Annotated in this window: 10 protein-coding genes and 1 pseudogene; 1 reads left to right on the top strand and 10 read right to left on the bottom strand. The window is 36.0% G+C overall.

Annotation, left to right across the window (positions count from 1 at the left end; translation table 11 throughout):
- Positions 1-42: 42 nt before the first annotated feature.
- Positions 43-1,185, bottom strand: coding sequence for a molecular chaperone DnaJ (gene dnaJ / locus BGC7_RS05525; RefSeq protein ID WP_050700573.1), 1,143 nt, complete (start codon positions 1,183-1,185; stop codon positions 43-45).
- A 22-nt stretch (positions 1,186-1,207) separates the two neighbouring features.
- Positions 1,208-1,750 carry a nucleotide exchange factor GrpE gene (locus BGC7_RS05520; protein ID WP_050700572.1) on the bottom strand — a complete coding sequence of 181 codons (543 nt, stop codon included), beginning with the start codon at positions 1,748-1,750 and terminating at the stop codon, positions 1,208-1,210.
- 357 nt (positions 1,751-2,107) lie between these two features.
- On the opposite strand from BGC7_RS05520, the gene BGC7_RS05515 reads away from it, so the two are divergent.
- Positions 2,108-3,949 carry an SLC13 family permease gene (locus tag BGC7_RS05515; protein ID WP_050701049.1) on the top strand — a complete coding sequence of 614 codons (1,842 nt, stop codon included), beginning with the start codon at positions 2,108-2,110 and terminating at the stop codon, positions 3,947-3,949.
- Between the two features lie 12 nt (positions 3,950-3,961).
- Here BGC7_RS05515 and BGC7_RS05510 read toward each other — a convergent pair whose 3' ends face one another.
- The 8 genes and pseudogenes from BGC7_RS05510 to BGC7_RS05475 all read right to left on the bottom strand — a co-directional run bounded on the left by BGC7_RS05510 (position 3,962) and on the right by BGC7_RS05475 (position 12,010).
- Positions 3,962-4,444 carry a GAF domain-containing protein gene (locus tag BGC7_RS05510; RefSeq protein ID WP_050700571.1) on the bottom strand — a complete coding sequence of 161 codons (483 nt, stop codon included), beginning with the start codon at positions 4,442-4,444 and terminating at the stop codon, positions 3,962-3,964.
- A 4-nt stretch (positions 4,445-4,448) separates the two neighbouring features.
- Complete coding sequence (locus tag BGC7_RS05505; protein WP_050701048.1) at positions 4,449-5,672, bottom strand: WcaI family glycosyltransferase; 1,224 nt, start codon at positions 5,670-5,672, stop codon at positions 4,449-4,451.
- A gap of 5 nt (positions 5,673-5,677) precedes the next feature.
- On the bottom strand, positions 5,678-6,484 hold the full coding sequence (locus tag BGC7_RS05500) for a glycosyltransferase family 2 protein (protein ID WP_050700570.1): 807 nt from the start codon (positions 6,482-6,484) through the stop codon (positions 5,678-5,680).
- 70 nt (positions 6,485-6,554) lie between these two features.
- Positions 6,555-6,710, bottom strand: a pseudogene (locus tag BGC7_RS18300) (putative colanic acid biosynthesis acetyltransferase); the annotation flags it as partial.
- A gap of 367 nt (positions 6,711-7,077) precedes the next feature.
- Positions 7,078-8,250, bottom strand: a complete 1,173-nt coding sequence (locus tag BGC7_RS05490; RefSeq protein WP_050700568.1) for a glycosyltransferase — start codon at positions 8,248-8,250, stop codon at positions 7,078-7,080.
- Positions 8,251-9,459 (bottom strand): glycosyltransferase, encoded by a 1,209-nt coding sequence (locus tag BGC7_RS05485; protein WP_157258666.1) that lies wholly within the window; start codon positions 9,457-9,459, stop codon positions 8,251-8,253. It lies immediately after the preceding gene.
- A complete protein-coding gene (locus BGC7_RS05480; RefSeq protein WP_087880048.1) occupies positions 9,456-10,781 on the bottom strand; it encodes a hypothetical protein in 1,326 nt (441 codons plus the stop codon). Before BGC7_RS05480 ends, BGC7_RS05485 begins: the two co-directional genes overlap by 4 nt.
- Positions 10,778-12,010: a glycosyltransferase family 4 protein gene (locus BGC7_RS05475; protein ID WP_050700565.1), complete on the bottom strand. Its 1,233-nt coding sequence runs from the start codon at positions 12,008-12,010 to the stop codon at positions 10,778-10,780. Before BGC7_RS05475 ends, BGC7_RS05480 begins: the two co-directional genes overlap by 4 nt.
- Positions 12,011-12,015: the final 5 nt, after the last annotated feature.

Raw genomic sequence — 12,015 nt, 5'->3', positions numbered from 1 at the left:
GCTTTCCTCTCTCAGTATATAAACAGGTCTTAGACCTTATGTTTAATCAAACATTTTCCTAAAATGCCTGAATATTTTATCCTTTACAGATTTGCTAGGTTGAAAATTAGGAGAATTCTCCAATCCTGTCAGAGTTGACTTTTCGCTATCACTTAAAGTTTCAGGGATATATACACTTATATTTATCAGCAAATCTCCTGTTCCATACCTGTTAATACTAGGCAATCCCTTATTCTTAAGGCGTAATACTTTGCCCGGTTGAGTTCCGGGTTCTATGGTTACTTTTACTTTTCCGTCTATTGTAGGAACAACAACATTGCCACCAAGAGCAGCCGTAGAAAAGCTTAAAAGAAGATTATAAACTACATCATTATCATCTCTAAACAATTCCGGATGTTGTTCTTCTTCTACAAGTATAAGCAAATCTCCATTCACACCTCCATGGCGAGCAGCGTTACCTTTTCCGCTCATCGAGAGTTGCATACCTTCTGCTACCCCCGCAGGTATATTTATCGAAATAACTTCTTCTTCTTTGACGATACCTTCGCCTGCACAGTGCGAGCACTTCTTTGTTATTGTTTTTCCTTCACCGTTGCAGGTAGGACAAGTAGACTGCGTCTGCATTTGTCCCAATATCGTATTCATTACACGAGTAACTACTCCCGATCCTTTACAAGTAGAACAAGTTTCGTAAGCTGTTCCACCATCGGCTCCTGTACCCTTACAATAGGTACATGCAACAAACTTGTTGACTTTTATTTTTTTCTCTACTCCCGCAGCAATATCTTTCAGGGTAAGTTTAACTTTTACTCGAAGATCCGAGCCTCTATTGGCTCTCGGGCCACGTTGCCCTCCGAATCCGCCAAAGCCACCACCGAAGTGACCACCAAAAATATCACCAAACTGAGAGAATATATCGTCCATTGAGAAACCACCCGAATGACTGCTTCCAAATCCACCAGGTGCAGAATGTCCATATCTATCATATTTTGCACGTTTTTGTTCATCGCTCAAAATCTCATATGCTTCTGCGGCTTCTTTAAATTTATCTTCGGCCTCCTCGTCACCCGGATTCTTATCGGGATGATACTGGATTGCTTTCTTACGATATGCTTTTTTTATTTCTTCAAAAGTAGCTGTCTTTGTTACTTCCAGCACTTCATAATAGTCTCGTTTTGTTGCCATCAATCTCCTTTTCTATTTTCTGTTATTTTGCAACAATTACTTTGGGATAACGAATAACCTTATCATCAAGCATATACCCTTTTTGCACACTATCTACTATTTTATCTTTATCGTCCTCTGACTGAGCCGGAACAGTAGTTAAAGCTTCATGTTTGTCAGTATCGAAAGGCTGACCAATAGTCTCTATTTCGGTTACTCCATGCTTGGTAAGGAAATTCTTAAACTTACTATAGATAAGTTCTACTCCTTCTTTTACAGCTTCTATATCTTCTGTTTTAGAGATATTATCTAAAGCTCTTTCAAAATCGTCAACCACAGAAATAACATCTAATAAGACTCTTTCGCTGCCCAACTTCAGCAACTCAGCTTTTTCCTTTAATGTACGCTTACGATAGTTGTCAAACTCTGCGTTCAGCCGCAAATAAGAATCATTCAGCTCATTATATTTTGTTTCCCAATCGGTCACATTGTCACTGATGTCATCTTGTTTTACATCTTCCAACTGATCATTTGTCAGATCTTTTAGTTCTTCCGAACTTTCTGTATCGGTGTATTTATCCTCCATATCTTAGTATTTATCTTATTCTTAATCAATTAATCGGGAGCAAAGACAAATCACCACTAAATGATCCATCTGTATAATCTCACGTTATTACTTATACAACAAAAGGCTTGCCAAAACTCGATAAGCGAGAGCAAAAGTAATATATTTCGATCAGATGCCTAAATACATTGTACAAAATGAAGCTTCAAACTGATAGATTGTATTTATAAAAGCAAAAAATAGTAAATAAATCCTATCTTATCTATAATCACAGTAGAAAGGCGGGAGTACATGAGAGAGGATTTCTATCTTTGTAATTATTGATGGAGAATAAGTAATTTACAAATCAACATGGAACTATCTTCTTTACTGTCTCAAATGAATATTACTCTCATAGTACTGGTTATAGCATCAGCATTTTTCATGAGTGGAAAAGTACGTTCAGATCTGGTCGCCGTATGCGCACTTCTCGCTTTGGCTATATTTGGAATATTGTCCCCTAGCGAAGCTCTTGCCGGCTTTTCCAACTCAGTTGTTATCATGATGATAGGCTTATTCGTTGTAGGGGCAGGTATATTTCGTACAGGACTAGCCAAAATGATAAGTAGTAAGATATTACAAACCGCTGGCAGTAACGAGAATAAGTTGTTCATATTAGTCATGCTTGTTACGGCTTCTATAGGCGCATTTGTGAGCAATACGGGAACTGTGGCTGTGATGATGCCTATTATAGTTAGTATGGCAGCCAGTGCTAATATAAGCTCGCGGCGCTATCTTATGCCTTTGGCTTTTGCCAGCAGTATGGGGATGTTTACGCTGATCAGTACTCCTCCAAACCTTGTGATACAAGACGCATTGGTAAATGCCGGATACGAAGCTCTTTCATTCTTTTCGTTTGCTCCTATTGGTTTTGTTGCCCTATCGGTGGGAATAGTTGTTTTATTCTTCTTAAGCAAATTACTTGTTACTAAAGAGGACTCCTCATCTTCGAAGAAAAAAGGTAAATCTTTAAAAGAACTTGCAGAAGAATATAATCTGTTGCATCAATCGTATAAAATAGAAGTCAACGAAGACTCTCCTATACTAAACAAAACTCTTGCTGAACTGAAAATAGCAACAATATATGATATTAGTATAAGTAAAGTAATAAGGACAAATAAGAATTCGCGATTCAGAAAGAACTATACAGAAGAGGTTGCAGGACCGAAAACAATTATACAAAAAGGAGACGAACTTTATTGCCATGGTGATATAGAAAATATTCAAAGATTTGTTACCGAAAACAACCTTCACTTTGAGAAAGAACGTAAACCTAATTCCTTTTCAGATTTTCAAGAATCGGGAATTGCAGAAGTTTTTATTATGCCTAACTCGAGGTTGATAAATCGTACAATATCGGAAATACAGTTTCGAGAAGAATATAATGTCAATGTACTAGGTATTCAGCGACAAAAAGAATATCAAATGCATGACATAAAAGATACTAAATTACATTCGGGAGACGCATTACTGATACAAGGAACATGGAAGGACCTTGCCAACCTCGACAGCAGGCAGGACGACCTTGTATTGGTTGGGCAACCACTAAAGGAAGCAGCAAAAGTTACCTTAGACCAAAAAGCCCCTGTTGCGGCAGGTATAATGATACTGATGGTAATAGCAATGGTTTTTGAGATATTGCCGTCTGTTATAGCAATTATGCTGGCTGCTGTAGCCATGGTTATAACTGGCTGTTTACGGAATGTAGAAGAGGCTTACGGTAGTATCAACTGGGAAAGTGTTGTTTTGATTGGAGCAATGCTGCCTATGGCAACCGCATTTCAGAACACAGGAGTAGACACCTTGATATCAGGGAAATTAGTAGATACTCTAGGGGGAGATAGATTTGGAGAATTAGCTCCTTACGCTTTGCTTGCAGGGATATACTTTTGCACCTCTCTTCTCACTATGTTTATAAGCAATACAGCTACAGCAGTATTATTTGCTCCGATAGCACTCAAAGCAGCAATCGGCATGGGAGTGAGTCCGTATCCATTCTTATTTGCAGTTGCGGTTGCTGCCAGTATGTGTTTTGCATCTCCATTCTCAACGCCGCCGAATGCTCTGGTTATGACTGCCGGACGTTATAGCTTTATGGATTACATAAAAGTAGGACTGCCCTTGCAGCTGATTATGGGTATTGTAATGATACTTGTACTTCCTTTTATATTCCCTTTTTAAGAGAAGAAAAGATCAATATTGGAATTCGATAAGTCGAACTATCTCTTCTAGATAGTGAGCGTCTGTAGCATCAAAATGATTGACCTGATTACTGTCTATATCAAGTACTGCAAACACTTCATCTTTATCGAACAATGGTAGTACAATTTCTGAACGGGAGTTTGCATCACAAGCGATATGTCCGGGAAACTGGTCTACATCTTCCACTATCACAATACGTTTTTCTTTCCATGCAGTGCCACAAACGCCTTTGCCATACTTTATTCGGGTGCAGGCAATAGTACCCTGAAAAGGGCCTAACACGAGCTCTTCTCTCTTTACGATATAAAAGCCTACCCAGAAAAATCCGAAAGTCATTTTTAAGGCTGATGATATATTAGCCATATTGGCTATTGTATCAGGCTCTGCCTCTATCAATGCTTTCAGCTGAGGAAGAAGCAACTTATATTTTTCCTCTTTGGGAAGATCATTATTTATCAGGAGAGATTCTGCCATAATTTTACTTTTTGGTAACTGTTTCTAAGAACCGGGATAATATTCTGTCTTTATTAAGATAGTTTTCAGCATACTCCCTTGCATTTCTTCTTATTTCTGAAGTATCCATAGATAGGGCTTTATCGATCGCTTCTTTCAAATCTTGCTCCGACTCAGGCTCGCATAATATCCCCATATTATTTTTCTTCACATCTTCGTATAGAGAAGTGCCTGCTGCCGCTGTAACAATAGCACAGCCTCCGGCAGCGAGAATTCCTGTCAACTTACTGGGCATAACCAAATCGGAGGCTTCCTTTTTTTGCAAAACCAAATGAATATCGGCAGATGAAAGCAAAGCCGATAGCTCTTCGTATGGCTGTAGTGGATAAAACTTCATATTAACAAGATTCCTACCCATCGCCAGTTTTTCGAGATTATTCTTTTCGGCTCCTGAGCCAACCATTATGAAATGGATATTTTTTTGATCTCTATATTCTGCCGCCACATTGATGAGTAGATCTAGGCCTTGCTTTTTGCCCATATTGCCGGAATACAAAATTACTTTATCTCCGAAAGGAATATTCAATTTGTTTCTTAGGCTCTGTTCAACAGGTAAGGGTTTTATAAAGTCTATATCAACCCAGTTGGGTAGCATTACAATTTTATCTTCCGGAATACCCTTATTCTCAATACGCTGCCTCATACCTAAAGTAAGGGTTGAAACATAATCGCTTCTCTTGAGTAAAAACTTCTCTAACCGAAACATCAATGATAATAATGTCCCGTTTGAAAGCATATTCAGATCTTTTGCCGCATCTATCTGTAGATCTTGAATATGAGTTACCTGTATTGTTTTTCTGAATATGGAGTATATATAAGGGGAAATACCGATATGGAACGGAGGACAAACGGTTATAACCAAATCGTATTTTTTCTTGAACAGAGCAGCGAACCACCGAAAAGAACTACTGCAAAGGAAAGAAAACTCATGGATCATGCGCTTCTTTGAGTCAACTTGTTTAGGTACATAAAACGGACAACGATATACTTTCACACCGTTCAGCTCTTCCTTGCGCCACCATTTCCCTCTGTATCGGGGATGAATTTCCCATTCGGGATAGTAAGGCATAGCCGTAATTACATGTACATCATTACCTTCTTTTGCAAACCACTCTGCCATTTCGCCTGTATATTTTCCAATACCTGTGAGTTCCGGGGTGTAGTTAATACCGTATATTAAAATGCGCATATTAATCATTTAAACTTAGCTTCTCTTATTTTAATTTTTATAAGAAACTCATAATAAGCCATATTAGCACAATATATCAAACCCGGTGTTCCTTCTAAAAAACCTAGATTTAATACATATGCATGAAAGAAACGCAGGAAAGGCCATCCAGGTATTCTTATTAACCAACTTTTTAAAGCAACATTTCTAATACTCTTGCTTTTAGAAAAAATATTTCTAAGAGGAGGGCACTTTTTCAATCTATCAATAGCTTCTAAAGAAGAATAACGATTATGTCTATCAAGCCACTGTGCCCAGCCTTTCGAAAATCCATAGTGTAGATATGGTTCTTTTATATACATGATATCCCCTTTAACTTCTCCTTCTTTTTGTCCATGCCCAAAATCAGTGAAGGAAGCTCTTCCTTTTCTTAGTAAACGAAATTGCCATTTTGGAAAATTGTCGCAATGCTTTAACCATCTATTTTCAAGCATCATTTTCCAACAACAATAAAAGCCGGCTACAGATTCATCTGCATTATTAATTCCTTCTTTGATTGCTTCAACAAATCCAGTTGTTGCAATTTCATCAGCATCAAGAAACAATACCCAGCCATATTTTATATCCAGATTATCTAAAGCAAAATTACGTTGATCACCAAAACTTTTAAAAGGATTGAAACTTAGCTTTGCCCCATATTGTTCGGCTATGTTAATTGTCTTATCTGTACTGCCAGAATCTAAGATATGAACGTCATCAGACCATTTTAAAGAATCGAGACATTTAGGTAAATCTCTCTCTTCATTCTTAGTTAAAATAATTATAGAAATCATTTTTAATTCAAATCTTTATTGAAAATTTATATTATTGTTAGATCTGAAATCATAATTAGTTTAAAATTTCTCTTTTCTTTATCAATTTTGCAGGATTGCCTCCAACGACTGTCCATGGGGCGACATCTTTAACTACTACAGCCCTCGCAGCAACAACAGCACCATCTCCAACAGTTACTCCTGGGGCAACGAAAGCCTCTGCTGCTATCCAGACTTGATCTCCTATTGTAATAGGATTTGTAAAAAGAGGAAATCCCAATAGAGTGTAATCATGTGTGCCAGTACAAATATGCACACCTTGTGAAATAACGGATCTTTCTCCAATAGTTATTCTCCCTTGAGAATATAATGTTGCATCATTACCAATCCCACATTCTTTTTTTAGTTCCAAATTCCATGGAGCCCAAATTTTAACTTTTGGATATACATGTACCCCCTGTCCTATTTTTGCGCCAAACAGCTTTAAGACGAAAGAGCGCCAAATATGAAACGGACGAGGTGAATATCGGAAAAACAAGATATATGTTATTATCCAGACAAGTCTAGCCAATCTGTTTTTCAGAGAGAAAGAAGGCCCTGTATGTGTGTCTGTATTATGCATCCTTAAAAACATTAATCATTTTATCAGCCATTTCTTTTATAGAGAAAGACTGTACATATGTATTTTGAGCGTTTTCGCCTATTTCTATTTTCTTCTGAGAAGACAAAGATAGCCAATCTTTCAACATTTCATATACACTTTCTTCTGTATCAAAACCGATGAATCCACCTTCTCCAGCCTTTATTTCTCTCCAAATATTTACCTTATTTGTAATAAGAACAGGTTTGGCACATGCCATGGCCTCAACGATTGCAATACCAAAATTTTCTTGATGGCTTGGAAGAATAAATGCTTCGCAATTATAAAAAGCTCCCCATTTACTGTCGCCAGCAAGCATTCCCGGAAACAAGATATCCATATTATTCTTGGCTATTTTCTGTATTTCCTTTCCAAAGTTAGTACCGAGCCCAGGGCCCGCAACAATCAATTGGGGTAGTTCATTGTTTTCTAATTTCAATTTAAGATATGCTTTTATGAGAATATCTACACCTTTTTTTTCGTGAATACGGCTAAGAAATAACCAAAGTGGTTTCTTGTTCCAATGAATACATTTCTCAAAAAAAACATTTCCCATTTCTGTATTATATTCAGGAGGAGGTAGTACTCCATATCCGATATTCAATTCCCTCTTTGGTTTATAAGGAAAGAAAGGCTCTCTTGCCAAAAGGAGTTCTTCTTTACATGTAAAAAGGATTCCATCGACATTATTTACAACTCTATTTTCTATTAATTTCCAAAACAACCAATTACGTATTGCTTTCAATTTCCGCCCTTTTGCTTTCTGAAAATAGGGATCGAGCATTCCATGTGGCATCACATACAAACGAGGCACTTTTACCCCAGACTTCTTTAAGTTATTCCAAACTTTATATGTGCCATAACTGTGATATAGCCACAGTCCGTGTATAATCACTACATCGTATTTCAAAATATTATCAAGCAACCATCTTTTCAAATCTGGACAATAAGCATACGGGCCAGTAGACGGACCAATAGTATATATCGTAAAATCGTCTGTTCCTAAATATTCAACATCGGAGGAATCGAAACATAAAACATCATTATCTATCCCTCTTCTTTTAAATTCAGAAATAGAGTTACGAATTCCCTGACAAGGCCCTCCTCCTTTAGGATCCATACTAGATATTACACGTAATATTTTCATTTATAGCATATACTTAATAATATCTGAAAACGAATTATAATTAATTTCTGCATTATAATTATCATCCCAGAATTTAATAATTTTGCTTCTATCATAGTTGATTTTCTTCATTTTTATAATAGATGCAGAAATTTTTTCTTTCAAAAGTTCCTCCTCTAATAAAATACCGGTAGTATCATTAACTATTTCTGAGACCCCACCTACATTTGTAGCTAATATCGGAATGCCAAAAGAAATCGCTTCCATTATGGAAACCGGAACACCCTCTGATGAACTCAGATTTATAAATAAATCGATATTCTCATTTCTATAAAAATCAAATATTTTATTATTAGAAACCATTCCATGAAACTTATATTTTAAGTTTACAACATTTGCTTTTTCTAGTATATCTTCCACGAATAATCTTTGAGGCCCATCTCCGAAATGATTCCAAATCACATTAAACCCTGTATTTAAAGATGCTAGTTCAACAATTGACTCCGCTATCAGATATACTCTTTTTACATCAATGATATTCGATACAGACACTATTGATATATTTTCAGAAGAAGAGCATTTTGAAATACCATTTTTATTGATTGTCCCCAGTTTAGATACTTCAATATTATCCAAATTATATTTATTTTTTAAATAGGAAAGTCCATGCGTAGATATTGCTACTACTTTATCTATCTTATAGATCATCTTGTCTCGAAAAGGAAAAAAACCCAAAGGACTAATTTCCTCATATAAATCTCCACGATGAACACGTGTTATTATTTTAAAAGAATCGTCTTCTTTCTTCTTGTTTACTAGTACCTCGACCACAGGGCTAAACCAATATGAATAAACTAATGAGGAACTATATTTTTTCACCAACGTATGAATATTATCGTCAAATATAGTATAAGCAACCATATATTTTAATAAATTCATCATTTTTTTCCGTTTAAGACATAAGCGCCCATAAATAATAAGCGTTGTAAAACTGTGTATTGAAAAAATAGATTTAAATATCCAAAAATATTTTTTTTTGAATTCATGGATTAAACTATAATCAATAGTAATATTAGGTGGAGTTTCTCGAATACAATCACAGCCTTTTGAAGGAACTATAACAATATTATCAAATTTTTGAGACAAAAATTCAATTTCACTTTCCAAAAATGTTTCTCTTTTTCCAAAAGGAAATTCGTTGGTTATCAATATTATTTTTGAATCTTTCAAAGCTCTTTAGTTTCTATTATTTGATTTTTCTTAGTGGTATGTTCTGATGTTGCTGCAATAAGTAAACCTCCAATCAAGGTACTAAACCCTAAAGCTGTGGGCTGTGCCCATAACCCTTGTAGGATAGTAAGACCTCCAAAACTCAATAACATCCAGGCTAGAGGCTCCTCTTGTATTAGCATTCTTATTGCTCTAAAAGTCAATTGTATTACTAAAATTATTCTTATTAAAATTACAGATAATCCTAAAATTACTCCCATTTCACCAATCATTCGCCCCCATTCGGCTTCTCCTAATATAAATGCCCTATCTCCAGAAAGATAAACAGCAGCCATATTAGAGCCGATTCCGATTCCATATCCCCAAAAAGGAAGGTTTTCAGAACCTGTTATCGCATTAACCATTCCTCCTAAGAAACGATCTATCAGTACGCCTTCAGCTCCACCTTCACTTTCATTTGCTGATGTAAACCTAGCTAAAAAGACCTCAATACTTGTATTAAACAAAGACGTTTGGGCTAAAACAGCAGTTATTATGACAATAACAAAGACAGTTACTAAAAAGCGCCATAAATATTGGGGTTTTCGAAGTAAAACACAACCGACAAAGGATAAAGATAGCAAAGCTTGAAAAAAAACAGTTCTACTTATAGAAATAGGAATAGCAATAAGAAATGCTATTGATGACATGATTAACAACCATCGACTAATTTTTTTAGGAACCAACCAAAAGTAGAATAAGAATGCTCCTGTAAGCCCCCAAAAAGAAGCATTTCCTGTTGCAAAAGAGAATGTACCAGAAGAACGGAAGTAACCTAAAGCACCTCCAAATCCAGAGCCAGTTATATCCCCTCCGACTCCTCTGTTAATCCATGCTGATTGAGGACTGATATACTGAAATATATTTATTATAACCATTCCTATAGAGATACATAGAATTAATTTTCCGACCCGAATAACATCTTCTTTATTAAAAATCTGGCCTATAACAAACATCAATGGGAAATAGATCAACAAAGTGCGAGCACCATATATGGCAATCAATAACTCTCCGTGTCCAAAAAGAATTGCAATGAAGAAAGAAATAATCCCAACAAATCCTACAACAGCAGTATAGGCATTCATCTTTAAAACTCCCCTTTTCCATGACATAAGAATAAGCCACATTGCAAGAGGATCTCTTACTACAAGTAGTGGCGTAGCTAAAGATGGTAAAAACCATTTTCTTAAAGCTCCTTCAAATATTAGAAGAAATATATATATCCAAATACCTTTTTTTAGGGTATCAAGATATTTTGTCTTTGTTATGTCTATTTCATTCACAATCTTATAGCGTCAATTAACTCTTTTTGGTACATACTCCATGGACGTTTCCTTGCTGTTTCCATAGCAGCTTTACCAACTTCTATAATATTTGACGGGGTAGCAGATAATTCTTCTATTATTCTACTCAATGAAATTACCGATCCGGATGGAATTAGCCATCCATTCTTACCATGCTCTATTAAATCTGGTGCAGCAGATCGGTCAGATGCTATTACAGGAGTCCCTTGTGACATTGCTTCTGTCATAACCATACCAAAACCATCAAATAAAGAAGGAAAAAGAAGAATATCATGTTCTCTCATTACTTTCAGGACTTCTTTGTGTGGCAAAGTGCCTAAGTAAGTATGTTCTGAAATCTCATTCTTTAAGGCTTCATTATCGGTCATTGATCCTACTAAAGTTAATTGGACTTTATCTTTTAACTCTCTTATAGCCTCAAAAACATCAGCTAAGCCTTTAGGTTGGGTTAGCTTACCAACAAATAATAATTTCAATTTTCTATTATCTTTAAAATCATCATAGACCCTGTTTTCTTTCTCTATAGGAGGAAAGCCATAGGGTACAATTTTAATAGGAGGAAGCTTGCCTGGATACTCCTTCAGTGTTTCAGCCGTAAATCGACTGGCAACAATAATCATATCAGCTAAAGCTATTTCTCTGTCTTTTCGTTCTAATTTTTCCTTAGAATCTTTAAAGCCAGAAAAAGTATCGCTCCATTGTGGATAACGTTCTTTCTCCTCTGACAAAAGTTTATGAAATGCCCGCCAATATCCTGTTGATAAATCATAAAAGCATTTTACACCACACTTTTTTGCTTCTATAAAAGAGTACATTGCTCCATCAGAATAAGCATATATAGAGTCTGCTCCTTTAAGAGCTAAAGCAGGCAAGTCTGTCGCAATTTTTTTATCAAGATGCTTGTAAACAGATGCTACACTAAAAGGATCCTCGTCATGCTCTATAAGCTTGTTAAGTTTCATTTTCATTGAGATCATGCGACCAAGCTCATATCTACAGTAAGTTTTTGTATATTGTCTCAATACAGGATTATACATTCTTCGCTGTATAAGGGAAAGGAAGGGTAATTTTCCTAACTTATGCAATAAAGTTTCAGGAAAAACTGCAATTGTTGTATAGAAATAGCTTAGTAAACCCGCCTCAATAAAGCCTTCTGCTGTAGCCCTTGAGTTTGCATTTCCTGTCGGATGTGATAAAATAATTTTCATTATTG

Source organism: Dysgonomonas sp. BGC7 (assembly GCF_001261735.1).
GTDB lineage: Bacteria > Bacteroidota > Bacteroidia > Bacteroidales > Dysgonomonadaceae > Dysgonomonas.
Note: the sequence above shows the minus strand (reverse complement) of the source record. Positions and strands in the feature narration are given on the sequence as shown.

Coding starts and splice junctions, on each gene's coding strand:
- dnaJ (WP_050700573.1), bottom strand. CDS start 1,185: ATGGCAACAAAACGAGACTATTATGAAGTGCTGGAAGTAACAAAGACA.
- BGC7_RS05520 (WP_050700572.1), bottom strand. CDS start 1,750: ATGGAGGATAAATACACCGATACAGAAAGTTCGGAAGAACTAAAAGAT.
- BGC7_RS05515 (WP_050701049.1), top strand. CDS start 2,108: ATGAATATTACTCTCATAGTACTGGTTATAGCATCAGCATTTTTCATG.
- BGC7_RS05510 (WP_050700571.1), bottom strand. CDS start 4,444: ATGGCAGAATCTCTCCTGATAAATAATGATCTTCCCAAAGAGGAAAAA.
- BGC7_RS05505 (WP_050701048.1), bottom strand. CDS start 5,672: ATGCGCATTTTAATATACGGTATTAACTACACCCCGGAACTCACAGGT.
- BGC7_RS05500 (WP_050700570.1), bottom strand. CDS start 6,484: ATGATTTCTATAATTATTTTAACTAAGAATGAAGAGAGAGATTTACCT.
- BGC7_RS05490 (WP_050700568.1), bottom strand. CDS start 8,250: ATGAAAATATTACGTGTAATATCTAGTATGGATCCTAAAGGAGGAGGG.
- BGC7_RS05475 (WP_050700565.1), bottom strand. CDS start 12,010: ATGAAAATTATTTTATCACATCCGACAGGAAATGCAAACTCAAGGGCT.